The organism is Priestia megaterium (assembly GCF_046599315.1).
Taxonomy (GTDB): domain Bacteria; phylum Bacillota; class Bacilli; order Bacillales; family Bacillaceae_H; genus Priestia; species Priestia megaterium_F.
Genome location: NZ_JBKIKC010000001.1, coordinates 65,579 through 89,999 on the forward strand (window position 1 = coordinate 65,579; position 24,421 = coordinate 89,999).

Consider the following 24,421-nt stretch of genomic DNA (forward strand, 5'->3'; position numbering starts at 1 on the left):
TCAAAAAAACAAGTTTTTTTCAAATAAATTAAGTTTTACATTATGATGGAAAAAGAGGTGAATTATATGATTGAAGCGATATTTTTAGACCGAGATGGAACGATTGGCGGCAGTAATGAAATTGAATATCTAGGAAATTTCCAGCTGTTTCCCCAAGCAAAGCAAGCGATTAGAGAAATAAAGAAACAAAACGTTCCGCTGTTTTCCTTTACAAATCAACCTGATATTGCGTAAGGAAAGGTAAAGAAATCACACTTTACCTCTGAGCTTTTAGTGTTTGGATTTGATGGTGTTTACCTTTGTCCTCATGAAGATTCGGACGGAAGTTCATGCCGCAAACCTAAGCCTGACATGCTGTTAAAAGCAGCCGCGGAGCACAGCTTAAATTTAGCCAACTGTATCGTAATTGGCGACTGGTTGAAAGACCTCGTAGCAGCTAGTGCAGCAGGAGCTCAGTGTATTTTAGTGTTAACAGGCGCTGGGCACAACACGTTAAATGAACGAGAAAAATGGGCTGATGTACAAACAGCCTTTATTGCATCCAATATACAGGAAGCCGTTGAATTTATCTTTACATCACTGAGTTCACAGCCGATACTACCGCATTCACATAATCGTTAAACAACTGATTATTTTGTAGTAATTGTTCATATTGAGGAGTGGTTATTTCAAGCTGCAGCCCTTTGTGGCGCAGGTTGCTGTTGGCAATATTTCGAGGCGAAACGCCTTTTAAGTGTACGGGCGCTTCACTAATCGGAAAACTTGACAATGCTTGACGTACCGCTTTTTCTAACTTTTCGTCTCTTCCCCCGATATAAGTCGTGGAGGCGTCGCTATAGGCACCGTGAAGAGAGATTGTGACCGCTGATTTTTTAACAAGTTGGCGCGCCATTTCTTCATCATAGTTTGCAGACGTAATATGTAATTCAAATGGATTTTCTGCTTTCAGCGTTTTAAATATATATAACGTGGCGTTCAGCTTTTTCGCTATTTTTTCCGCCAGTTCTCCTGTCCCAATTTCCATCGTTCCTCCGTGAATAGCGAGCACGACAATTTCCCTTCGGCGCATAACACATTCTATTTCATAATCAATTCCCGCTCGTTCGCACTGAGATAACTCTTGAAAGCTTTGATACACATCCCTCATCTGTTTCTTCACACCTTTCCTTTAACTTTTATATACCCATGCTTTATTTTTCCTTTTTCTTCATATAGTAAAGAGATAAACCCTTTGTTTAATCATTTATTTTTGTTCTTATACTTTATATGTTAGTGTGCACAAAATTTTTTTTTGAAATTCGAAATAAAAGTATTGCCAAACAAACCGTCTAGACGGTAAAGTATTCTAGGGAAAATTAAAAAAGGAGGAAATTCATGTGTCTACATTTGATGATATATTGCTTGCTGCTACGCAGGTTGTACAGCGTGACGGCGTTGGAAATTTAACGCTTGAAAAAGTAGCAAAAGAAGCCGGTGTCAGTAAAGGCGGCTTACTGTATCACTTCTCTTCAAAAGATGAATTGATTAAGCAAATGCTATATTCAGTCACAAAACAATATGATGACGGACTGCACGTACAAATTGAACATGACGATGCTCCTGGCAAATGGAGCCGCGCATACCTCGCTGAGACGCTTCGTGACCTGCAGCGTGAACAAGTGATGAGTGCTGGGTTACTTGCAGGTATTGCAACGAATCCTGAACTGCTAGAGCATTTTCAAAAGCAATATGAAAAGTGGCAGCAGCACATTGAACAGGACGACATTGATCCAGTTCTCGCTACCATTGTGCGCTTAGCAGCTGACGGACTATGGTTCAGCCAAATGTTTGGGCTCGCACCTGTGGATCCAGACATGCAAAAACAGATTCAACAACAACTTCGGAAATTGACAGAGGAGGGTTTTCGATGAAAGCCTATTTATTTTTAGCGATTGCCATTAGTTCAGAATTATTCGGTACATCTATGTTAAAAGCATCAAACGGATTTACAAAATTTTGGCCTAGCCTTGGTGTTTTATTAGGATTTGGTCTTGCTTTCTATGCGCTTTCCGCATCACTTCAGCACATTCCGCTCAGCATTGCGTATGCCATTTGGTCTGGCGTAGGAACCGCTGTGACAGCTGTGATTGGTGTAGTCATTTGGAAAGAAAGCGGCAGTCTTACGATGGTATTTGGCATCGTATTAATCATTGCGGGAGTCATTCTTTTAAATTTAAAATCAGTGGCTCATTAAAAAAAGAGCCAGTAAATACTGACTCTTAAGCAAAGGAGGAAAATCGACTGTCTACTTATGAAAGTAGTATGTATCGTTTTCCTTTTTTTATACTCTTTTATAGATTAAACGGATCTAGGAATTTAACAGATGGATATTTGTCCTGGAACAAACGCCATACAAAGTCGTTTTCAAACATAAGAACGGAATGATTATCACGGTCTTCTACTAGCATCACGCGAGAATCTAGCATGCGATCTTCAATTGTTGATTTGTCTACCCATTTTGCAATGTTATGAGACATGCGCGTGAATTCAAGATCCACATTGTACTCACCTTTCATACGGTGTTCAAACACTTGGAATTGAAGTTCACCAACTGCTCCTAAAATATAATCTCCAAAGAACGGCGTACGGTAAAGCTGTACGGCTCCTTCTTGTACAAGCTGATTAATACCTTTTTCAAAATGCTTTGATTTCATTGCGTTTTTCGCACGAACTTTTACAAATAGTTCAGGCGGGAACTTTGGAAGAGCATCAAATTCGAATACTTTTCCCTCTCCTACAATGGTATCGCCAATTTGATATGTGCCTGAATCATATAAACCAATGATATCTCCTGGATACGCTGTGTCTACTGTTTCACGGCTTGATGCCAAGAACTGATGAGACTGAGCTAGCTTCATTTTACGATTTGTTCTTGCCAACGTTACGTTCATTCCACGCTCAAATTTCCCTGAACATACGCGTACGAACGCAATACGGTCGCGGTGAGCTGGGTTCATGTTCGCTTGAATTTTAAAGATGAAACCGGAGAAATTTTCATCCGTAGGCTGAACGGTACCGTTCGTTGATTCACGAGGCTGCGGCGGTGATGTCAATTGTAAAAATGAATTAAAGAAAGACTGTACACCAAAGTTTGCAATCGCACTTCCGAAGAAAACAGGCGTTAATAGTCCTTGCTTTACTTTTTCAATTGAAAAATCATTACCTGCTTCGTCTAATAGAGATAAATCATCTACTAAGCCTGGTAAATACATTTCATCGACATGTTTTTTAATTTCATCGTCGATATTTTCACCGTCAAAGTCTGCAAAATAGGACTCTTTGTTTCCTTGATAGACTTCAATTTGTTTTGAAAAACGGTCATATGTTCCTTGGAATCGTTTCCCCATGCCAATTGGCCACGTTACAGGGTATGATTCAATACCGAGTACATCTTCAATTTCTTCAAGCAGTTCAAGCGGCTCTTTTCCTTCACGGTCTAATTTATTGATAAACGTTAGGATGGGAATACCGCGCATACGACAAACTTTAAAAAGCTTAAGCGTTTGTGCTTCGATCCCTTTTGTTCCGTCAATAACCATGACCGCACTATCTACAGCCGTTAAGGTACGATACGTATCTTCACTGAAGTCTTCATGTCCTGGTGTATCCAAGATGTTAATAAAATGATCTTTATACTCAAACTGCATAACACTTGATGTAACCGAAATTCCACGTTGTTTTTCGATTTCCATCCAGTCAGATGTAGCAAACTTGCCTGATTTTTTTCCTTTAACCGTTCCGGCTGAACGAATCATTCCGCCAAGTAACAGCATTTTTTCTGTTAACGTTGTTTTCCCGGCATCCGGGTGAGAAATAATGGCGAATGTACGACGCGAATCGACCATTGTTTCTTGAAGTTGGTTGCTCATACGTTTTAAAATCCTTTCTGCTCTACAATTCCTATTTTCATCATTTCATTATACGCTTTTTTTATACTGCGTGACTAGTTTTTTTCATATTTGAATACTTCAACAAAATTAAAGAAATCGTCAACAAGGTGTAAAAAGCGAACAAGAAAAGACCCCTTTTATAAAAGGGGCCTTCTCCCAGTTTAGTTTAACGAACGACCGGCGAAACGTTCCGCTGACCGATGTTTCACTTTATAAAAAAAATTACTTTTGAACGTTAGCAGCTTGTGGTCCACGGTTGCCTTCAACGATTTCAAATGTAACTTCTTGACCTTCTTCTAAAGTTTTGAAACCTTCGCCTTGGATAGCAGAGAAGTGTACGAATACATCGTCTTGTCCTTCTACTTCGATGAAACCGAAACCTTTTTCAGCGTTGAACCATTTTACTTTACCTTGTAACATATCTCTTTTCCTCCTTGTGTGACAATCCACACATTGTGTATTACTCTATTCCTGCTCTTACAATAAGTCAAGACGAACACTTCGAACTATCCTTACCGAACAAAAATAAGCACCTTTATTGTAACAAATCCTCCAAAAAATTTCAAAGGAATTTGCACATTCTTTTTGTGCGCTTCTCCCCCTTACCTACAGCTTTTCCTCCCCTTTTTAAGCATCTGAATGTGAACGCATTATCCGCACTTATTCTTGATGTTTTCTCTTGTATAACGATCCTTTAAATGGATAACGCTATAGAGATAGATACTCTTTCTATTTATGAGAAAGCAGGTGACGTCACAAGCGATGGAAGACATTCTTTTGTCCCTTCTTAGAACCTTTGTCTCTTTTATTATTTTAAGCATTACAACTTTTCTGATTGGAAAACAAATTAACACGCATAATAATCATTTTACGTTTGCGATGTCCATTATTATTGGGTCGTTTATCGCAAATATGGGATTTGATTTAAAATTAAAATTTCTGCCGATGTTCGCTTCTTTTGCTTTTCTTGTAATCATTCATTTTCTTTTAGCATCAACAGCTCTAAAAAGCAGACGCTTACGAAAATGGATTACAGGACGCCCGACGGTTATTATGGAAAAAGGAAAGCTTCTTGAAGCAAATATGAAAAAAGTTAAATATTCTATTGATGACTTGAATCAGCATTTACGAGAACTAGGGACGTTCAACATTGCTGAAGTAGAATTTGCTGTTTTAGAAGTAAGCGGGAAACTATCTGTATTAAAAAAAACAGCTTATCAAAACATTGCCAAACAAGACGTTTTGTCTAAGCCGTTCAAAGAAATGAATTTACCTGTAGAACTTGTCATGGACGGAGAGATCATTCGTAAAAATTTAACGTCTCAATATACCGAACAGTGGATTAACCTTGAGCTTTCAAATCGTCAGCTTCAGTTGAACCAAGTGCTGTATGCAGTTGTGTCAACAAATGGCATGCTCTATATAGATGAGTATAAAGATCAGTTGTCCGCTCCTACAGACAGAGAATGAGATTGAGACATAACGACATCAATCCAATCTAAGGACGAACAAATGAGCTCGTATGGATTGCTTTTGACACCGCTGTTGATTTCCGTGCAAGGCTTCGCTTTCCGCGGGCGGCCGCTGAGCCTCCTCGTTGCTTACGCTCCTGCGGGGTCTCATCTGTTCCGCTTTTCCTGTAGGAGTCTTCGTCTTGCCCTCTAATCAACAGCTAGAAGAAGCTATAAGCAACTGTATACATAAAACCTATGTTCACCATAAAAAAATCCGAACGAGTCGGATTCTCCATCAAGAATCTCGATTCACCGTTCGGATTTCCCTTCAACTAAAATGCTTTTGTCCCAACCTCACTGTGCCATCTTTTCAACGGTTCCTTCTTTTAAGCCATAGTAGTTCCGTTCAAACCGCTTTATTTCTTGGTCATAGCGGCGTACCTTGGCATCTGCTAACTGGCGGCTTTGTTTTGTTTCTTCAAGCAGTTCGAGCTGCTGATTAATCTGAAAAATGGTCGTCGTCAGCTCGTCCTGATAATCATAAATCTCATTTTGAATATCTACGCATACGGGCAACCGATTTGCTAAAATAAAGTCCGTCATTTGCATGAGCACTTTTTTACGCTCTACTTCTTTCACCTTGCTTTTGACAGCTCGTTCTGCAGAACGGAATGTGAGCCTTACCTTGGAAAGGAAGTCACCTTTAATCGAAAGCTTGCGCTGTAGTTCTTCTACATCTTGTTTTAATGATTCGTGCTCTTCAATCATTTTTTGAAGCACAAGCCCTCCGTTTAACGATGTGAGCTCCATTTCATCAAGCTGATGGCGAATGGCTGTTTTGAGCGTTTCAATTTGCTTCACCGTCTTTTTCTCCGTAGCGCGGAGCTGCTTGACATACTGCTCTGTTTTATAAATGAAATTGTCTAACCGTTCACGGTCAAACAGTGACTGTTCTTTCTTTTTTACATAATCTTGATACGCTGTGTGTACAGATGACCATTTAATCAGCAGAGACTGATAATTCAACAGCTCATCCTGATGTTCAAGCTTGTACGTCCACATTTGCTGAACAACTACTAATAACAGCGGTAAAAAAGTTCCAGCTTCTTTGCGTTTTGCGATAATTTCATGACTTTCAAAGCTCGCCATTAAAAACAGCGGCGCATTCATACTAAATAGCAGTGCTGGCGGGTAATTAACAGGAATAAAGATACTCATTACGGTTGCCATAAGGCCTGAAATAGCAGGGTATGCGTGCGGAGGCAGCTGTTTGTACAGTTCAATTGTCCCTTTTTTCTGCAGTAGTTTCACAAGTGCTTCCTGCTGATATTCTCCTAATGCATCAATCATTCTTTCCTGATACATGGGGGATAGCTGTTCAATCCAAGTCATCAGCTGCTGCTGAAACACAGCTTGCTGACGATTTGTAGCAATCATATATTGCGAATCAATTAGATGAAAGAACAGTCGAATTTGATGGCGCATTACGTCTTCTAACGTATGACAGCGTGCAATTGAAAACAGCTCATTGTATTTAGATACAAGTAAATTTCCAATGTTATCGCTTAGCTCATACAGCTCGCCATTTGTTGTAGCATGGGAAACAGGAAGTTCAAAAAACTTCGCCATTTCGAGCAAAATATGCAAATGCATGTCTACTTCAGGCTGTTTTTCAAGCAATTTCATTTCTTCTACCAATGAGGCCTGAAAATCCGTATGCTCCGTTTGCTGATACTGCGCTGACATTTCCGTATAAATGCGGTGGTCACATAACACATAAGCAGCTCTTAGGATATCGCCTTTAGACGTAAGCAACCCATACAATAACTGTTGTCCGTTCATCTTCACACCGTCCTTCATTAAATTTTCTTACTATAGCGTTCTATCATTTTATACTTTTTCTATAAATTCGATGCAATAGTTCAAATTTCCTGTTATCTTTCTTCTTGCTTCCTTAATACAAAAAGCGCCGTCCAACACGACATCAGCGCAGGTGGAATAGTCCAAGTCATATATCGCCACTCACCCGTCACAAGCGCCATAATGGGAAAGATGAGCGGAAAACCTATTAGTACTATGATAACACGTGCTCGGCTTACCGATTTTTTCATAGTGCATCGCCCCTTCTGTTCGTCCCTTATTCCTATCATACCCTTTCGCTTCTATATCATTAAACACCTTTATAAACCGTTCGTACATTTCTTTGTTTTCTAGACAGTCTATGACATAAGTTTTAAAAAAGAACAGAGGATACCCCTTACCTTGGTGAATCTCGTAAGAAGCTTTTATGTTTTGACAAGCTAAATCGAGAAAAATGTGTTATGGTAAAAGAAAATTTCGTTTTTACTACCTACATTGAAACGAAAGGGTTGATCGTATGAACATTTTTTTGATTGGCGCAAGCGGCAGGACGGGACAGGAATTGATCAAGCAAGCGATTAAAAACGGACATTATGTAAAAGCTTTTGTACGAAATCCAGCTAAGCTTAAGATAACACATGCGAACGTACACGTCATACAAGGCGACGTGCTTGATTATTATGAAATTTGTCAGGCCATGCGAGGATGTGATGCAGTGATTTCTTGTCTTGGAACCGAAAATTTAGGGCCTTCTACCCTTTTAGTCGAAACGACCAATCTGCTGATTCAATGTATGAACGAAAACGGAATTCAGCGTATCGCCTATACGGCCTCTGCCGGAATCCACGGAGAAATTCCAGGAGTGACAGGCTGGCTTGCTCAGCGTATTTTAAAAAATGTGCTTCGCGATCATCACGAAGCGGTGAAGCTCTTAAAAATAAGCGGACTCAACTGGACCATCGCTCGACCAATGGGTTTAACGAGAGGCCCATTAACCACGTATTATCGTATAGCAGAAGAAAGCATACCGGAAAACGGACGTAACATCAGCCGTGCTGACGTAGCTCATTTTCTGCTTCAAGCCGTGGAAAACAACAGGAATATAAAAAAATCACTAAGTCTTTCGTATTAAGTGTTCAAAAGGAGTGTTGATAGTGAACCTATCAAAAAATTTTCTGAAAATAAGTCTCATACTTTTAATGGCATGCGTCTTTATTGAAGGTAATTTCCAGGTGGCGCTTGGCATCTTTGCTGCTGTGTGCATGCTTGTCATTATTTTTGCCAAGCCCCTTTCAAAATCGCTGCTGCCTGCTAATAAAAAAACAGAAAAAAAAGATCGTGAAACGTTAATGATGATTATTGGTGTCATTGTTTTTGTGTCGGGAAGCTTTTTTATTGCGTAGCAGGTGTGTAACTTGCTCAAATTCAAATTTCCAATAATATAGATGGTTGTGTCGTAAGTGGGATATTCGATTTATGGCACAGCTTTTTTGTTTTTAATGAGCGTTTTTTATAAAGGGGTTTGAGTGATACAAAAATAGCTACGCCAGCCAGCTGCTTGTCTTTTATATACATATAATTCCATAATTTGAATAAATTGCTTACCAAACCCTCTTATGCTTTTTTCATCAGCTCATATAATAAATATATGTAAAAACTATCACAAGGCAAGCGTCAAATGATGTGTCTATAGAAAGAGGAGGAAGATAAATGAAATGCCCCCATTGCGCTTATTCTAATCCAGAAGGGGTACAATTCTGCTTAAACTGCGGCCATGAAATCGTGGACCATGATGAAAACTACAGCATATTCTACTTGTTTGCCCATCGTGTTGATAAGATTCCGAGAAATGAACGTTCGGTTGAACCTAAATTTCGAAATATATTCTCTCGAGTCTTCCGGCATCACAGTGAAATGGAAGCTGAACGACTTTTTATTGTAGGAACAGCACTTACGACTCCTAAAATAGAAGAAGTTGTAAATACATGGCCAAAACCTTGGCTTTTTGCAAGGGTTTTTCTTATTGCGCTTGTCGCATACTTAGGATTATATCTAGGCGTAAGTTTGTTCGAAAACAGTAACTTCATACCAGGTCTTATTGTGGTCGGTGCTTTTGCTGTTCCATTTACTACCCTGATTTTCTTTTGGGAAATGAACGCTCCGCAAAATATTGCTATTTATAAAATCGTTTATGTAGTTTTTATTGGCGGAATCCTCTCGCTTCTATTAGCACTTGTGTTTTACGATATTCTTGGAAATAATACAAATGTGATTGTGATTGGAATATGTGAGGAACTGGCAAAAGTTATCGCTGTTATTTATTTTGTGCGCAATCTTAAATATAGATATATCCTTAACGGCCTTTTATTGGGAGCTGCAATAGGAGCAGGTTTTGCTGCTTTTGAAACTGCTGGCTATGCTTTACGAGCACTTCTTTCAGACAGCTTTCACATGCTTTATTCTACAATACTCTGGCGCAGTATTTTTGCTCCCGGAGGACATGTGGCTTGGGCTGCCTTGACAGGGGCTGCAGTCTGTATTGTACAAGGAGATAAGAGATTTCAGTGGAGCATGTTAATAAAAACAAAATTTCTCGGGGTATTTTTGCTTGTCGTTTTCATGCATGCTCTTTGGGATTCACCTATACTGAATACTTTCCCGGCAGGACATACGATTTTAACAGTTATATTATGGATTTTAGTATTCAGTATGATTCGTATTGGTCTAAAAGAAATCGCGGATAAAAAGCTGAAGTTGACCTATCATAAAGAAGATTCGACACCCTCATAGGAAATGTTCAGCTTGCATTAAGCTACTCGTTTTAACTTTTTGTTACCTTTATGTTTCATTTTAAAAATTGTTGTTACAAATTGTAAAAACCAGCATTCAAATTGCCTGTATATGGTATGATAACCTTAATAACGTGAAAGGGTGACTTGGTGGATGAATCTCACTGAAATTAAGCATATGATAGCAAATTTAGTAAATTATAAAGATAGCGATATTACTCATACTCTTGCCAATAGGTTTACACTAAGTTATTCAAAGCAATTAAACAGCTTTCAAATTCATGACAATGAAAACGATGTCATGCATCGTTATGAAGAACTGGAAACAACAGCATTAGCTTTGTTTAACATGATCCATAACCTTCCTGGAACCATTTGTAAACATGCTAATTCCTTTGAACAAGTTTAAAGCGGTCAAAAAGGTTCATATATTAAATAATATGAGCTTTTTTGACTGTGTCTATATATTTTAGTTATTTATAACATACAACGTTATTGAGCAAATCAGCCACTAGATTTCCGTGATTATAAACCCATTAGCCTTCCATGGATTCCCGCCTGCGTCTACTGCCAGTGAACTTTGAGCCCCAATAATATAGTGATGAGGATTAGCATGTTTTACAGCTTCATCAAGAGGAGCCTGATCTAACAGCTCCGCCAGATTCATCTCCCAATGCATTAAAAGTATTTTGACCGAGTTCTACATGAGCTATTTCTTCTAAAAAAACACCTTCACCAAACCTCGATATTGCGTTTCTTTTCCCCTAGAGTTAGAGCTTTGAAAAATATTGCATCACCTTATTTTGAAGCAAAAAAAAGGTACCTCTACTTAGTAGAGGTACCTTTTTTATTTCCAATTTGCTTTTTGCAATTTATAAAAGCTCTTTCTTAACAGTCTGTATTTTTTGATTTGTGAAGAGGTGGTGGAATCAGCCAACCCTTTTCTTTATTAAGGCGTAAAAACTTACCCCCAAGAGCTACTTTCTGCATATGAATTTGGCTAAACATAGCTGCAATATCTTCACGAATAGATTGTCCAATTAATTGGCTGCAAGTTACGAGACCAGCAGCGATATCCATTGAAATGGCTGCTGCAACCTCTGGATCTTGAACACGTGCCCCTACTGGAATATCATCTAAACATGCTTCTGGACGTTCAGGAGGAGTCGGCGGTAAAGCCACTCCATTTTCTTTTAACAATGTCTCTACACCTTTCATCTCTTGCTGACACTGCTCGATTGTTTCTTGAACTAATTTATGTAGATCTTTATCTCCTACATGATTTAAAAATGTTTGATAGCCAGCTACTAACCCTTTTGAGACAGAAAGAAACGACCACGTACCGAAAACTTCACCATAGTGCATTGGTTCATCTGTAGGGTTCCCGCTTAAAATACCCATTGTTATCCTCCTTAAAATACTCATAATAGTGTGCCACCTTTCTAACATATGCACATAACTACTGTTTCCCTATGCGGCTTTTTTATTCTAGATATTAACAGATACCTTAATTAATACACGTGGATACTAACCTTTAAAATAAGCAAAAAAACTGCTTATAGCAGTCTTTTTGCAGTCCTTATATGGAATAGCAAATGCGTTGAATTCACCGTGAAACTTTTCTTTTGTAGAGAAAAACAAATTTTTTTGAACCCCAAAAAAAGACCTCTCGAATATGTCGAGGGCCTTTCTTTTCTTATTTAGAGAAAACTTTTTCACGAGTCAAATCATGATGTAGCGAAGTATCAGGAATTTCTGGATCAGGAACCTGTCCTTTTGCTACAGGATCTTTGATATATACATATTCACCGCTTCCGTCTGGAGCGCTTCCATTAGCCCATGGTCCCTCTTCTGATTCAGCTCCTTGGGAGAGGTTCCAAAACTCATAAGCTTCCGGCTGTGATTCTTTTTCAGCCTCAGGAGGGAAAGATGCCGGAACAACTACTCCATTTTTTTCTTCCAGTTCCTTTATCGCTTCCATCCACTGATACTGATGATAACGATCACGCGCTAGCATTTTTCGGAACGTCGCACGTACACCTTCATCTTTTGTCATATGGTACAACCTAGCTACTTGAAGTCTACCTTGGCTTTCTGCATGCAAGTTTGAACGCATGTCCGCTAATAAATTCCCACTTGCTACGATATATGAACCGTTCCACGGAACTCCATTTGAATTAGTAGGCAAACCGCCAAGTCCGCTCACTAGTAAGTGCTGAGGATTAATTCCTCCCATGATAGCTGCTGTTGCAGGATCTTTCGCGGCTTCTGCTTGATCTTCGGGAGAGGCTCCATCAAGCAATTGACTAATAAGTGAACAAAGCATCTCTACATGTCCAATTTCCTCTGTACCTATATCCATCAGCATATCTTTATACTTTTCTTCTCCTCGACAGTTAAATCCTTGAAAGAGGTATTGCATCATTACTGTCATTTCACCGAATTGTCCACCTAGTACTTCTTGAATCTGCCGAGCAAGCATCGGATCTGGGCGATCTACTTTCACTTCAAATTGCAGTTCTTTTTGATGACGAAACATGTTAACTCCTCCTTTAATTTCCTTTTAGAAATTTGTTATTTCCTCTTTTTTTCGTTTCCCTCTTCTTATTTTAATTAATCACTAATTTTCTACTTTTTGTCATCTTGAAAGAAAATAGATAAAAAAACCTATTAAACCTACTTTAATAAGCAGACAGCCACTCAACGAGAAGGATAAAGGACCTATATGCTATTCTTAAAGATAAGGACCCACCTAAACATTTCTCTACTATTCGTTCAGTTTATAAAGCTCTTTCTTTTATAGTCAAAACCACTGCAAGACAGAAAATTATTTATAAAAAAAAGAGCTGGTTTAGACCAGCTCCTTTTTTACTATTACTTCTCTATACCTGCTTTGATTTCTTTAATCATACCTTCCATTGACTCAAGGCCTCCTCCAGATAAATACCAAAGGCCTGGATCAAGGTACACAACGTGATTGTTCTTCACTGCATTGACTTCTTTTACATACTCATTTTCAACAATTTGTTTAGCAGATGATTTTTCACCAATTGCTGCGCCGCGGTCAACCACGAATAAGTAATCCGGGTTTTGTTTAACTAAATATTCATATGCAATGCTTTGACCGTGCTTAGCGGATGGATCTAGGCTATTATCTGCTGCTTTGATACCGAATACATCATGAATTAATCCGTATTTAGAACCTGGACCAAACGCTGTCATTTTGCTATCATTTGCCATCATTACAAGTGCTTTTTTATCTAGTTTGTCAGCTTGGTTTTTCAAATCCGCAATTTGCTTATCAATCGCTGCTAACTCTTTTTTCACTTGATCTTCTTTATCGAAAATTTGTCCTAGTACTTTTGTATTTTCTTTAAATGACTTCATGTAGTGCTGGTTGTCTGTATCGATATAGATCGTCGGCGCAATTTTTGAGAATTCATCAAATGAATCCGCTTGGCGGCCTTGAATAATAATTAAGTCTGGTTTTAGTTCTGCAATTTTTTCAAAATCAGGCTCTTTTAAGCCACCTACATTTGCGTACTTATCATCTTGATACTTTGATAAATACTCAGGGAGCGCTTGTTTTGGTAAGCCCGCTACTTCAACACCTAGTTTATCTAGCGTATCAAGTGCACCCATGCTGAATACTACAACTTTTTTAGGATTTTTCTCAATTTTAATACCATCTTTATTAAACTGATCCGTTACCGTTACCGTCTCTTTTTGTTTACTTTCTCCACTTGATGTTTCTTTTGCCCCTTGATTACCGCAAGCGGCTACAACAATCGCAGTTAAGACTGCTACAAACATTAATAATACTTTTTTCACGTTCGTCACCTCATGAATAAATTTTTATGAAAAGTACACACAAATACGCTGTCCGTCAACCATTTGGATAGGAATATCCATATCGTATATGTCCTTTAATACGGGCGTTTGAATGATGGTTTCTGTTGGACCTTCACGGATTACTCGACCGTTTTTAAGCGCCACAATATAATCCGAATAGACAGATGCAAAATTAATATCGTGAATGACAATCACAATGGTTTTGCCTAAGTCTTTTACGAGCCGTTTCAACAGCTTCATAATTTCAACAGAATGCTTCATATCCAAGTTATTGAGCGGTTCATCTAAGAAGATATACTCCGTGTCCTGTGCAATGACCATAGCGATAAAAGCTCGCTGACACTGCCCCCCGCTCAGTTCATCTAAGTATTTATCTTGAATACTTTCAAGCTTCATATAACTCAGCGCCTGGTCAACCGCTTGTTCATCGCTTTTTGTTAAGCGGCCTTTTGAATAAGGAAAGCGGCCGAAATTTACGAGTTCACGTACGCTAAGCCTAATATTAAGCTGATTGGACTGTTTTAAAATGCTCATTTTTTTGGCTAAATCTGAGCTGTCAATATTCTCTATATTTTTTCCTTCTATAGATATTGACCCTGAGTCAGCTTTAATGAGACGGCTCATAATTGAAAGCAGCGTACTTTTCCCCGCTCCGTTTGGGCCGATAAATGACGTGATTTTTCCTTTTGGAATCACGACGGATGTTTTTTCTAAAACGGTTTTTCCCCCGTATGTTTTACTGACATTTGTTACTTCTACCATGATTTATTCTCCTTTAGCAGCAAATAAATAAAGTAAATTCCGCCGGCAAAGTCAATGATGACGCTCAGCGTGGTGCTGAAGGTGAACACTTTTTCAACAATAAATTCTCCTCCGACGAGAGCTATAACACTAAGCAGCAGTGATCCCATCATTAGATAGGTGTGCTTGTACGTTTTGAACAGCTCTCTCGCAAGGTTCACAACAAGCAGTCCAAGAAATGTAATCGGCCCAACTAACGCTGTAGCCACTGAGACAAAAATGGCGATCACAATCAGCATTTTTTTGACGAGCTTGTCATAATCAATACCTAAATTTACCGCATGTTCTCTTCCTAGCGACAATACATCAAAAATGGATGTAAAGCGCCATATGTAAATGCCAAGTAGGATAAATATAACGGCTGCTATGTATAGCAAATCGGTATTAACATTGTTAAAGCTTGCAAATGATTTATCCTGTACAACTTGAAATTCATTCGGATCGATTAGCATTTCCATAAATGAAGACATGCTTTTAAATAAGGTGCCGAACACAATTCCAACCAGTAAAATAAAGAAAATATTCTTACCGGCTTTTTTGAACATCAGCATGTAAAGCAAAACTGAAAAAATAATCATCAGCGAAACGCAAAGAAGAAAATTAAGATTTTTGTTCATGATGACAATATTCGTCGAGCCAAAGATGTACACAATAAACGTTTGCAGAAATAAATACAGTGAATCCAGCCCCAGAATACTAGGAGTTAGGATTCGATTATTTGTAATTGTTTGAAAGATAACAGATGAAAACGCAATGGCTCCTCCAGTTAAAACAATCGCAACGACTTTTTCAATTCTTCGCGGCAGTGTGTACTGCCAGTAGCCTAAATCGTAGCCAATAAACAGTGCCGCTGATAAAATGGCCAGCGCGGCAAGAATGATGATTTTATATTTGTTATGCATAACGACCTCTCCTTATCAGCATAAAAAGAAAGATCGCACTTCCTATTACACCAACCATTAGCCCAATGGAGATTTCATAAGGGAAAATAATGATTCTGCCTAAGATATCGCACGCAAGTACAAACACAGCTCCAAGCAGGGCTGTATGAGGCAGACTTTTTCGTAAATGATCTCCACGGTAAATCGATACGATATTTGGAATAATCAACCCTAAAAAAGGCAGCATGCCAACGGTCAAAATCGTAATTGACGTAATAAGCGAAACGATGACTAATCCAATGTTCACGATTTGTTTATATTTCACGCCTAAATTGATTGAAAAGCTTTCTCCCATACCAGCAACCGTGAACTTATCTGCATAAAGATAAGCAATTATTAAGAGCGGTATACTCAGGTATAAAAGTTCATATCTCCCTTTGACCACAAGCGAAAAATCACCTTGCAGCCATGAAGAAAGGTTTTGAATCAAATCGTATTTGTAGGCGATGAAGGTAGCTAAGGAACTTACAATACTACCGAGCATTAAACCAACTAGTGGAATATAAATCGTATCGTTGAATTTAATTCTATCTAGTATTCTCATAAACAATAGATTACCCGCAAGTGAGAAAATGAAAGCAATGGTCATTTTTAATAGAGGGCTTGCTGAAGCAAATACTAGTAGAGAAATTAACACACCAAGTCTTGCCCAGTCCATCGTTCCTGCAGTCGTTGGAGATACAAACTTATTTCGCGTAATTTGCTGCATAATTAATCCGCAAATACTAAGGCTCATTCCCGCCATAATAATACTCAAAAGCCTTGGAAAACGACTAAAAAACAGCGTTTGACTTTCTTCTTTTGTTAAATGAAACAGGTCTACTGCTGACAAATCTTGTACTCCTATAAAAAGAGAAGCAACCGCTAGTACGGCAAATACAAGAATTAACTGATAAAACTTCAACTTTCCTTACTCCTTTCTTCCCGCTATAAGTCTACTTATCTCCTCCTTCATCATCTGTAAATGATTATCATTATCAATTGACTTCTTTTATCATATCATTATTTTCTAAATAATCAATGGTTTTATCAAAATTCAGGCAAAAAAAATGCCTTAACAGGTAGCTCTGTTAAAGCATTTTAAGGTTTAATTACGTTTGAAAATGACGATTTCTCTCTGTATACAAAAAGGATGGCTCCTTGTTGCTATCCTTTTTGTGTATTAACTTCATATACATATATATGAAATATATGTTTATATTTGAAAGAAATCTACTTATTTTGCAAATACATGGTTTCCGATAACTGCCGTTACTTGCTGCGTTGCAACCCATTGGCTTTCGGCAATTTGCGGATTATAGAAAAACAGTGCATCGTTTTCATGCGGGTTTGCTAATGCTTCGTTTACCGCTCGTTTTGATTCTTCTGATGCAGGCTGATTAATTGCTCCGTTTGCTACTGGTGAAAATTGATATACGCCGTTTCCTAGCTGCTGATAAATAACGTCGTGAATGTTATTTGGAAATTCCGGTGAAGCTACACGGTTTAATACCACAATTGCTACCGCTACTTTTCCTTGGTACGGCTCCCCTTTTGCCTCTGCCTCTACTAATCTTGCTAGTAAATCTTGATCTTGTGCAGAAACCGATGTAGACGGAGCAGTTTGTGCCGGCGCCGGTGCTTCTCCTTGAAGTTTTAATGTTTGTCCGATTGTAATGATATCATTTTGTAAACCGTTAACAGCTTTTAACTGATCAACAGTCATGCCGTTTTGTGTTGCAATATGATATAAAGTTTCTCCTTGTGCTACTGTATGTACAGATGATGCCGGACTAGCGGCAGGTTGTGCTTGTCCCTGGTCAGGAATCGTTAATGTTTCTCCAACGTAAATCATGTCGTTTTGACGGTTATTAGCACCTTTCAGTTCATCTACCGTAACCCCATTTTGTTGGCCAAGCCCCCACAAGGTATCTCCTTTTACGACTTTGTGCGAAGCTGCTGCTGCTGCTGTTCCTTGACTTGCTAGAAATGCTACAGACGCTGCAGAAGCAACTGCCCATTTTTTTACACGTTTTTTACTCACAAAAACTACCTCCTAAAATTTGAACCTGCTATTACCTTAGCACATAGATTCGCCTTTTCATTAAAAAAAACAGTAACATTTGTTCTAATTGGATTAAGTTTCTTACAGTGCCATTCGTTATGTTACAACTTTTACATGACCCTTAAAGAATATGTAGAAATATGACGATTCCATTGCGAAACGAGCTTTTTTATTCATTTACTTAGATTTCTCTTTCTGTAAAAACCTTGATTTTATTTATCATTAATCTCAGAGATAAAAAGGAAAACAGCAGACAAATAGAGAAATAGTGTAATTATTGAGGAATGATTCAACGCTTCTTTGTCAATTTACGTTTGTTTATTAATAAAGGAGGTCTATTTGGATGTGTGCAAATAAAATGTATGTGACGTATAACACGGAAAAACCGGCTATCACGATTCAAGGAGCTTTTTATCATACGGGAGGAACGCAGGAAGAGTTTTTGCGGGAATTCAAGTACTGGCTTGAATCCCACGGCTGGTCATTTATGGGCGTAACAAATGAAACAACGATGACAACAGCAAACAAAGAATTAAAAGAAACGATGGAACAGCATAAAATAGAAGGCAAAAAGGTTCAAAGGCTAGAAGATTTATAACGATTGCCGCTATGACTCTTTACACATGTCCAAACACCAATACGTAAAAAAGCCCTTAGATAAGCTAAAGGCTTTTTTACATTAACGCGAAAGTGCGACCATCTTCTGATTTTCTACTCGCTCTTCAGTAGGCTTCCTCATTTCTTTTTCCGTCCATACGCCAATGCGTTTTTGTCTTTTTCCAAGCGGCTGTTTTTCGCATGCGTAACAAATTTCTGAAATATCATCAAAATGAGCTAACGACATCTTTATTCCTCCTTTTCTAAATATATATAGGCAAGTTAGTATGTTACTTCCCTTATTTCCCAAAGCTAAACTACTTTATTTTATATTTAAACGTTTTATAAACAAACAGAATAAATAATTTCTACTTCATTATCATTTAGATTGTTTTATTTAGGAATAGGCGGGTAAACACAAACTATCTCACCTTATACCCTGAAGTTTGAAACTGTCACGTAAAAAAGCGGCTTTATATATGTATATAAAGCCGCTTTTTTATGTCTTTTTATTTCGGTTCGCCCACTTCATTTAACGGATAGTAGCGAAACTGCACTTTTCCAATAACTGATTTTTGTGAAATGAAGCCAAATGCTCGTCCGTCATGACTTACAGGACGATTGTCCCCCATTACAAACAGCGAATTTTTTGGTACCTTTACTTTGCCGTCAGTTTCAGGCAGCGTTTGAAGCGTAAAATCTTCTGTGAATTTTTCACCAGGTGCAAGAGATTTTTTAGAATCTTTTAAATACGGCTCTTTGTAAGCTTTTCCGTTAATATACAGAACGTCATTTTTCATTTCTACCGTATCTCCCGGCAGTCCTATTACACGTTTAATATAATTTTCATCTGCATCCGGCGCATGAAACACAATCATATCAAAGCGATCAACATCACTGATTTTATTTAAAATGACGCGGTTTGAATCTTCAAACGTTGGAGACATTGATTCTCCGTGTACCGTAGTCGGCGCAAATAAAAAATGGCGAACTCCCACTACTATAACTAGTGCAATAATAATGGATTTAATCCATGAAAACACTTCTTTTTTTACATTATTTTTGCTCATTTTAAAACATCCCTTACGTCAAAATATACTTTCATCATAGCATCAAATAGAGGGAAAGTATAATAATAACCGAATAATCTTATTTATTGATCACCGTTTGTCACTGTGCCTTGGTGGAAAAACAAGCGCCACTTTTCTTCTCCTTTTCGCCAAATAGAACTGCGAAGCGTCTTTTTTCCTGCCGTATGGTTCATAAGATGATATGTAGTTAACACGCAGTCAGGAGACAATACGTCTACATGAAAATGAGATATCTCAAATACATCTGGCGAAAGTACATGATTGTCGTTGTAATCTTCTCGTTTCCATACCCTGCCCGAGCTGCCGAACTCCACGTAATCATCTGCAAGAATGTTTGAAAGCTCTATAGCAGAGGTGCGTACTTCTGGTTTTAAGTGTATGCATTCTAGCTCATAAAATGTTTGAATAGTATTCTTCATTTTTACTCATCTCCTCTTACACTTATTATAAAGAAATAACGCGTTATTTTCACTCGAACAAGTAATACCTCATATCGGGTTATAGATATGAGTATGGTTTGTTCAACTAACGTTATAGCTTCTATTCTTACCTGCAATCCAATCGCTAATGATTTTCACTACAATCTCCATAACAAATACTGTCAGAAATGAATAAAACACTGCATTCTCCTAAAACACTTTGTATCTATTTATTGTTTTCTACCTGGCTAGTAAAAATTTTTCGTAAGTGCTTTCCTTTTCATCTCAGAACCTATTGACTATTATTTTCATTTCCTACAAAATTAACAATTGTGCATGGTCTACATGTCAATAAGAGCAAAACAGATACCTATTTTGCAAAATTGAAGGAGGAACAACATGAATATCAGTACCATTAAAAGAGAAGCTAAAGCTTCTTTAAAAAATCGCTGGGGACTAGCAATTTTACTGACGGTGGTAACGTACGGAGTATATACGCTTTTACCTATTCCGTTTGAAATTGTGGCAAGCGGAGGCTATGAGAATTGGATGAACGGTGAATCTGATTCGGCCTCATGGATTTCAACTGCATTTGCTATCGTCTTTTCGCCTCTTCTAATGGCGAACTACTGGGCATTTTTAGGTTTGGCGCGAGGCGAATCTGTCCAGGTGGGGCATTTATTTAAAACATTCCAAGACTTTGGTCTTTATGTAAAGTCATTAGGGATTTATGTGCTAATGACTCTTTATGTGATGCTGTGGTCATTGCTTTTACTGATCCCAGGAATTATTAAAGCACTAGCATATTCACAAACGTATTTTGTTTGTAAAGATAATCCCACTTACTCGATGAATCAAGCGATTACAGAGAGCCGCAGGTTGATGAATGGCTATAAAGGACAGTACTTCCTGCTGCTATTAAGCTTTCTTGGATGGTTTTTATTAAGTATTTTCACACTGGGAATCGGCTTTTTATGGTCTATTCCATACCTTTCTTCTTCACTTGCTCGTTTTTATGAAAATCTTTTAAACGAACGCTCATCACATGCTGAATAATAAAAAAACCTCTTCATCGTGAAGAGGTTTTTTTTCATAAGAACGCTACTTGCATAAGTGAAGCTCCTATGTCATAAGGCTTACTAAGAGACTAGAAGAAAGGCGGAAGCTCATATGTATACCACAAGTGATATTTGTCAGCAGTTTGGCCAGATTTTAAATGCTAAAAGCAAAGTTAGTTCAACGGGATGCTCAGTGTCGCTTAAAAGAAGCTTTCAAGCTCAAGTTCAAGGGCGGAAAAGCAGCTCTGTCGTTCCTGTTGGTGTATCATTTGAGGCTATAGACGCACAGGGCAACGCGTTAAACTTGGCTGAAATTGCTATTTTATAAGAAGAAATTCCTCGTTTTACGGAAGCGGCTGCGCGCCAAGGTCTTATCTTAAGCGCTTTGCATAACCACTGGCTTTTTACAGAACCTGTCCTTATGTATCTTCACATTCAATCTGTAGAGCCTCCTTTACACTTCGCGAAAAAAATGGCTTTTTGTTTTTCAATGCTCAAAAGTCTTCCCATTCCGACGAACGAATAATTTATTAAACGCATCTCTCGAGTACATTAGAGCAGTGAGAGATGTTTTTTGTACCTATAGATTATTAATATAGCTAAAGGAAACCTCCCTACCTTTTAAGTAATTAACAAAAGGGCGAATGTTTCATAAACATTCGCCTTTTTTATTTTTAACATTTTATCCAGCATGCGTCTAAGTCTCCCCAAGTCTCCGGAAGAGGAGCAGTGCATAAAATATAATCAATGTGCTTTAAAGAATCTATTTTGTAGTTCGCCTTCACTTCTAGCTTGGAATGATCAGTCAATACAATGGTCTGATTTGCATTGGCGATGAAGACTTTAGACAGCAGGCACTTTTCTAAATCAAAGCTCGTAATCCCAGCTTCGGGATGAAGGCCGTCAATTGAAATAAAGGCTTTATCTACATAAAATTCTTTTGCAGCCCTTTCTGCTAGGGATCCAGAAGCCCGAAAATGCTTACTTCTTACATGACCTCCTAGAAAAATAATTTCTCCGCTGAAAACCTGCTTGTTTTGGTAGTCAATTAGCATAGTCACAAGAGGAAAGGAATTTGTAATAACCGTTATATTAGAAATATTGACAAGTGACGAAACCATTTGCATGGTCGTGCTGCCTTCATCTATAAAAATAACGTTGCCTTCCTCTATCAACTCAGTTGCTTTATTCCCTATTTTTTTCTTTTCTTTGCTTCTTATGACTTCTCGCTCAAACATAGGCGGCTCAGTAATTTCTGTTTCTATTTTCACGGCCCCGCCATACACTTTTTTTAACTTTTTTTCCCCTTCTAATTCTTCTAGATAACGGCGAATAGTCTCAGTCGATACATCAAAAGCGTGTGCTAAGTCGTTTACTTTGACTTGCCCTTGATGTTCAATCAAATCTAAAATTGTTTTTTTACGTTGTTCTGCCAATAAAGACACATTATTGCACTCCTAACTCTATGAAAAAATTTGCTCATGTAAAGATGATATTTTCTTTCTTCATGTCTAGTAAGACCTTGCTTCTTTACCTCTTGAAAGATAGTACTCCGCTAAATTTAATACTGGTTCGTGCGAAATATTGCTGGCACCACCTAAACAAAATACTTTCATTGCTGAATCTCCTTCCGCCTCACTGTCGAATGAATCACTTCTAGCAACCTTTCGATATCTTGTTTATGTACATCTCCAATGTTTCCAATTCTAAAGGTGTCAACTTGAGAAACTTTTCCTGGATAAATGACGAAACCTTGTTTTTTTAAAGATTGATAAAATCCTTGAAATGTAAAAAGAGAATCGTTAGGGTAAAGAAATGATGTAATAATGGGTGACTGCTGTTTTGACTGCAGTAGCGTATTAAACCCTAGCTTCCTCATTCCTGTCACTAGCAAGTGCTGATTTTCTCGATACCGCTTAAAGCGAGCTTGGACTCCTCCTTCTTCTTCAAGTTCGAGTAGCGCCTGATAAAATGCCCGGACCACATGAGTTGGGGAGGTAAAGCGCCATTTTCCTTTATCCTTTTCCATCGTTTTATATTGATCATAAAGATCGAGTGAAAGGGAACGGGCATTTCCTTTACACTTTTTAAGCTCGTCTGTTTTAGCAATGACAAACCCGAATCCAGGAACGCCTTGAATGCATTTATTTGCACTGCTGATAAGCAAATCAATTTGCAGCTGCTCTATATCCATTGGTATACCACCAAAACTGCTCATGGCATCTACAATAGTCACTTTATTATAGCGCTTAGCAATGCCACATACTTCTTCAATAGGATTTAGAATTCCTGTTGTCGTTTCACAGTGAACGACAGCTACATGAGTGATGTCTTCGTCTTCCTGAAGCAGTCGTTCAATCGCATCTGTATCAAGAGACTCAGTTTCATTTACTTTATATACAGTGTTATTAATTCCGATTGCTTCACACATCTGAACCATTCTTAAGCCGTAAGCTCCATTTGTTGCTATTAAGATTTTCCCTTTATTCCTCGGTATGAATGTTCCTATGGCTGCTTCTACACAAAACGTGCCGCTTCCTTGCATTAACACAGCAGTGTATAAAGAAGATGCCGTTGCCAGCTTGACTAAGCGCTTTCTTATATCTTGGACGAGATTATTATATTCATCATCCCATGTACACCAATCTTTCAGCATCGTTTCGCGAACCGAAGCTGTCGTAGATAATGGACCTGGAGTTAGAAGCAAATATGGATTTTTCATAATAATCCTCCTTTTTATTGTTGTTCCAGTTGATTAATCACTTGATCAAGATCAGATATACGATCAACTACGAAATTTGCCCCGGCTTCTTCTAAACGGCTTCGCACTTCTTCCATTTTTATTTTTAATTCTTTTTGATCCATATTCTTTTCCGCTTCTTCAGAAAGTCCCATCTCACTGCTTCCTAAAATCACGCCCACTGTCCACATGCCGGCATTTTTTCCTTCTTGCATATCTGTTACGGTGTCTCCTACTTTTATGATACGATTCATGGGAAAGACACCTAACTCCATGGCATTACGGTAACACATCCATGGATACGGCCTGCCTGCTTTTACATCATCTGCTGTGAAATAACAATCCGGTGAATATCCTTTTTCTTTTGCTTTGGGCGCAACAATCTCCATCATTTTTTTCGTATACCCCGTCGTAGAACCTATTTTAATATTTCTGTTTCGCAAACGCTCTGTAAGCTCAACGGCTCCGGGAATAGGCGTGGTGAAGTCTTCTAATATATAGAATAAGCTTGCTTCAAATTCATCATTCAGTTTTGCAACATCTTGTTCTGTTGGCATTGATCCGTGTGCTTTTTTCCACTCCTGTTGAATACGCGGCATCTTAAGAAGCGCTCGGATATGTTCAATTTTCAGCATGCCCATTGGCTCTCTAGCTTCTTCAATTGTAATTTCTACCTCTTGTCTTTTAAATACCTCTAAAAATGCCTCAAGCGGAGCATAACATCCGTAATCAATCATTGTTCCAGCCCAGTCAAATACTACAGCTTCAATTTTTTCCATTTTCCCTCTTTCCTTTCGTTATTTAATTTGCCATTTACAATATCTTTGATAAATAGTTTTCTCATTC

At 38.3% G+C, this 24,421-nt stretch carries 28 protein-coding genes and 3 pseudogenes; 11 read left to right on the forward strand and 20 right to left on the reverse strand.

Going from position 1 to position 24,421, the window contains the following annotated elements; all coding sequences use genetic code 11:
• Positions 1-66 precede the first annotated feature (66 nt).
• Positions 67-621 (forward strand): annotated as a pseudogene (locus ACLHDF_RS00405) (HAD-IIIA family hydrolase).
• On the opposite strand, the gene ACLHDF_RS00410 reads toward ACLHDF_RS00405, so the two are convergent.
• On the reverse strand, positions 572-1,147 hold the full coding sequence (locus ACLHDF_RS00410; protein WP_413917094.1) for a poly-gamma-glutamate hydrolase family protein: 576 nt from the start codon (positions 1,145-1,147) through the stop codon (positions 572-574). The pseudogene ACLHDF_RS00405 and the gene ACLHDF_RS00410 sit on opposite strands and share 50 nt — an antisense overlap.
• A gap of 229 nt (positions 1,148-1,376) precedes the next feature.
• Here ACLHDF_RS00410 and ACLHDF_RS00415 point away from each other — a divergent pair, with 229 nt between their 5' ends.
• Together ACLHDF_RS00415 and ACLHDF_RS00420 are read left to right on the forward strand one after the other, a co-directional pair.
• Entirely contained in the window at positions 1,377-1,910 is a 534-nt protein-coding gene (locus ACLHDF_RS00415; RefSeq protein WP_413917095.1) for a TetR/AcrR family transcriptional regulator, read from the forward strand.
• Positions 1,907-2,233: a DMT family transporter gene (locus ACLHDF_RS00420; protein WP_413917096.1), complete on the forward strand. Its 327-nt coding sequence runs from the start codon at positions 1,907-1,909 to the stop codon at positions 2,231-2,233. Before ACLHDF_RS00415 ends, ACLHDF_RS00420 begins: the two co-directional genes overlap by 4 nt.
• A 97-nt stretch (positions 2,234-2,330) precedes the next feature.
• Here the strand turns inward: ACLHDF_RS00420 and ACLHDF_RS00425 are convergent, their stop codons facing one another.
• Together ACLHDF_RS00425 and cspD are read right to left on the reverse strand one after the other, a co-directional pair.
• Complete coding sequence (locus ACLHDF_RS00425; RefSeq protein WP_413917097.1) at positions 2,331-3,908, reverse strand: peptide chain release factor 3; 1,578 nt, start codon at positions 3,906-3,908, stop codon at positions 2,331-2,333.
• Positions 3,909-4,151: 243 nt separating this feature from the next.
• The gene (cspD, locus tag ACLHDF_RS00430) at positions 4,152-4,349 is read right to left on the reverse strand and encodes a cold-shock protein CspD (protein WP_013057877.1); all 198 of its coding nucleotides are present in this window, start codon (positions 4,347-4,349) and stop codon (positions 4,152-4,154) included.
• 342 nt (positions 4,350-4,691) lie between these two features.
• Between cspD and ACLHDF_RS00435 the strand changes: the two genes are divergently transcribed.
• The gene (locus tag ACLHDF_RS00435; RefSeq protein ID WP_413917098.1) at positions 4,692-5,399 is read left to right on the forward strand and encodes a DUF421 domain-containing protein; all 708 of its coding nucleotides are present in this window, start codon (positions 4,692-4,694) and stop codon (positions 5,397-5,399) included.
• Between the two features lie 28 nt (positions 5,400-5,427).
• Here the strand turns inward: ACLHDF_RS00435 and ACLHDF_RS00440 are convergent, their stop codons facing one another.
• The 3 genes from ACLHDF_RS00440 to ACLHDF_RS00450 all read right to left on the reverse strand — a co-directional run bounded on the left by ACLHDF_RS00440 (position 5,428) and on the right by ACLHDF_RS00450 (position 7,494).
• Complete coding sequence (locus tag ACLHDF_RS00440; protein WP_413917099.1) at positions 5,428-5,598, reverse strand: hypothetical protein; 171 nt, start codon at positions 5,596-5,598, stop codon at positions 5,428-5,430.
• Positions 5,599-5,737: 139 nt separating this feature from the next.
• Entirely contained in the window at positions 5,738-7,225 is a 1,488-nt protein-coding gene (locus tag ACLHDF_RS00445; protein ID WP_413917100.1) for a hypothetical protein, read from the reverse strand.
• Positions 7,226-7,317: 92 nt separating this feature from the next.
• A complete protein-coding gene (locus ACLHDF_RS00450) occupies positions 7,318-7,494 on the reverse strand; it encodes a hypothetical protein (protein ID WP_413917101.1) in 177 nt (58 codons plus the stop codon).
• A 266-nt stretch (positions 7,495-7,760) separates the two neighbouring features.
• Between ACLHDF_RS00450 and ACLHDF_RS00455 the strand changes: the two genes are divergently transcribed.
• The 4 genes from ACLHDF_RS00455 to ACLHDF_RS00470 all read left to right on the forward strand — a co-directional run bounded on the left by ACLHDF_RS00455 (position 7,761) and on the right by ACLHDF_RS00470 (position 10,441).
• Positions 7,761-8,375 (forward strand): NAD(P)-dependent oxidoreductase, encoded by a 615-nt coding sequence (locus ACLHDF_RS00455; protein WP_413917102.1) that lies wholly within the window; start codon positions 7,761-7,763, stop codon positions 8,373-8,375.
• Positions 8,376-8,397: 22 nt separating this feature from the next.
• Complete coding sequence (locus ACLHDF_RS00460; RefSeq protein ID WP_413917103.1) at positions 8,398-8,646, forward strand: hypothetical protein; 249 nt, start codon at positions 8,398-8,400, stop codon at positions 8,644-8,646.
• A gap of 307 nt (positions 8,647-8,953) precedes the next feature.
• Positions 8,954-10,033, forward strand: coding sequence for a PrsW family intramembrane metalloprotease (locus ACLHDF_RS00465; protein ID WP_413917104.1), 1,080 nt, complete (start codon positions 8,954-8,956; stop codon positions 10,031-10,033).
• 153 nt (positions 10,034-10,186) lie between these two features.
• Entirely contained in the window at positions 10,187-10,441 is a 255-nt protein-coding gene (locus ACLHDF_RS00470; protein ID WP_413917105.1) for a hypothetical protein, read from the forward strand.
• 76 nt (positions 10,442-10,517) lie between these two features.
• Here ACLHDF_RS00470 and ACLHDF_RS00475 read toward each other — a convergent pair.
• The 8 genes and pseudogenes from ACLHDF_RS00475 to ACLHDF_RS00510 form a co-directional block, all read right to left on the reverse strand.
• Positions 10,518-10,816, reverse strand: a pseudogene (locus ACLHDF_RS00475) (manganese catalase family protein); the annotation flags it as partial.
• 104 nt (positions 10,817-10,920) lie between these two features.
• Positions 10,921-11,433 carry a DUF3231 family protein gene (locus tag ACLHDF_RS00480; protein ID WP_413917106.1) on the reverse strand — a complete coding sequence of 171 codons (513 nt, stop codon included), beginning with the start codon at positions 11,431-11,433 and terminating at the stop codon, positions 10,921-10,923.
• 295 nt (positions 11,434-11,728) lie between these two features.
• The gene (locus ACLHDF_RS00485) at positions 11,729-12,571 is read right to left on the reverse strand and encodes a manganese catalase family protein (protein ID WP_413917107.1); all 843 of its coding nucleotides are present in this window, start codon (positions 12,569-12,571) and stop codon (positions 11,729-11,731) included.
• Between the two features lie 335 nt (positions 12,572-12,906).
• Complete coding sequence (locus ACLHDF_RS00490; RefSeq protein ID WP_413917108.1) at positions 12,907-13,863, reverse strand: siderophore ABC transporter substrate-binding protein; 957 nt, start codon at positions 13,861-13,863, stop codon at positions 12,907-12,909.
• Positions 13,864-13,887: 24 nt separating this feature from the next.
• On the reverse strand, positions 13,888-14,646 hold the full coding sequence (locus tag ACLHDF_RS00495) for an ABC transporter ATP-binding protein (protein ID WP_413917109.1): 759 nt from the start codon (positions 14,644-14,646) through the stop codon (positions 13,888-13,890).
• Positions 14,640-15,587: an iron chelate uptake ABC transporter family permease subunit gene (locus tag ACLHDF_RS00500; RefSeq protein WP_413917110.1), complete on the reverse strand. Its 948-nt coding sequence runs from the start codon at positions 15,585-15,587 to the stop codon at positions 14,640-14,642. The genes ACLHDF_RS00495 and ACLHDF_RS00500 overlap by 7 nt, the downstream gene beginning before the upstream one ends.
• A complete protein-coding gene (locus tag ACLHDF_RS00505) occupies positions 15,580-16,530 on the reverse strand; it encodes an ABC transporter permease (RefSeq protein ID WP_193422357.1) in 951 nt (316 codons plus the stop codon). Before ACLHDF_RS00505 ends, ACLHDF_RS00500 begins: the two co-directional genes overlap by 8 nt.
• Before the next feature lie 312 nt (positions 16,531-16,842).
• Entirely contained in the window at positions 16,843-17,649 is an 807-nt protein-coding gene (locus tag ACLHDF_RS00510) for a cell wall hydrolase (RefSeq protein WP_413917111.1), read from the reverse strand.
• 364 nt (positions 17,650-18,013) lie between these two features.
• On the opposite strand from ACLHDF_RS00510, the gene ACLHDF_RS00515 reads away from it, so the two are divergent.
• Positions 18,014-18,268 (forward strand): hypothetical protein, encoded by a 255-nt coding sequence (locus tag ACLHDF_RS00515; protein ID WP_013057893.1) that lies wholly within the window; start codon positions 18,014-18,016, stop codon positions 18,266-18,268.
• An 81-nt stretch (positions 18,269-18,349) separates the two neighbouring features.
• Here ACLHDF_RS00515 and ACLHDF_RS00520 read toward each other — a convergent pair whose 3' ends face one another.
• The 3 genes from ACLHDF_RS00520 to ACLHDF_RS00530 all read right to left on the reverse strand — a co-directional run bounded on the left by ACLHDF_RS00520 (position 18,350) and on the right by ACLHDF_RS00530 (position 19,777).
• Entirely contained in the window at positions 18,350-18,514 is a 165-nt protein-coding gene (locus tag ACLHDF_RS00520; RefSeq protein ID WP_413917112.1) for a hypothetical protein, read from the reverse strand.
• A 262-nt stretch (positions 18,515-18,776) separates the two neighbouring features.
• Complete coding sequence (lepB, locus tag ACLHDF_RS00525) at positions 18,777-19,337, reverse strand: signal peptidase I (RefSeq protein ID WP_413917113.1); 561 nt, start codon at positions 19,335-19,337, stop codon at positions 18,777-18,779.
• 83 nt (positions 19,338-19,420) lie between these two features.
• Positions 19,421-19,777: a DUF4440 domain-containing protein gene (locus tag ACLHDF_RS00530; RefSeq protein WP_413917114.1), complete on the reverse strand. Its 357-nt coding sequence runs from the start codon at positions 19,775-19,777 to the stop codon at positions 19,421-19,423.
• Positions 19,778-20,176: 399 nt separating this feature from the next.
• Here ACLHDF_RS00530 and ACLHDF_RS00535 point away from each other — a divergent pair, with 399 nt between their 5' ends.
• Together ACLHDF_RS00535 and ACLHDF_RS00540 are read left to right on the forward strand one after the other, a co-directional pair.
• Entirely contained in the window at positions 20,177-20,833 is a 657-nt protein-coding gene (locus ACLHDF_RS00535; RefSeq protein ID WP_413917115.1) for a DUF975 family protein, read from the forward strand.
• A gap of 114 nt (positions 20,834-20,947) precedes the next feature.
• Positions 20,948-21,361, forward strand: a pseudogene (locus tag ACLHDF_RS00540) (DUF1259 domain-containing protein).
• A gap of 148 nt (positions 21,362-21,509) precedes the next feature.
• On the opposite strand, the gene ACLHDF_RS00545 reads toward ACLHDF_RS00540, so the two are convergent.
• From ACLHDF_RS00545 to phnX, 3 genes are all read right to left on the reverse strand, one after another.
• Positions 21,510-22,280, reverse strand: a complete 771-nt coding sequence (locus tag ACLHDF_RS00545; RefSeq protein WP_413917116.1) for a DeoR/GlpR family DNA-binding transcription regulator — start codon at positions 22,278-22,280, stop codon at positions 21,510-21,512.
• Between the two features lie 167 nt (positions 22,281-22,447).
• A complete protein-coding gene (phnW, locus tag ACLHDF_RS00550; RefSeq protein WP_413918237.1) occupies positions 22,448-23,560 on the reverse strand; it encodes a 2-aminoethylphosphonate--pyruvate transaminase in 1,113 nt (370 codons plus the stop codon).
• An 11-nt stretch (positions 23,561-23,571) separates the two neighbouring features.
• Positions 23,572-24,354: a phosphonoacetaldehyde hydrolase gene (gene phnX, locus ACLHDF_RS00555; protein ID WP_413917117.1), complete on the reverse strand. Its 783-nt coding sequence runs from the start codon at positions 24,352-24,354 to the stop codon at positions 23,572-23,574.
• Between the last annotated feature and the right edge of the window lie 67 nt (positions 24,355-24,421).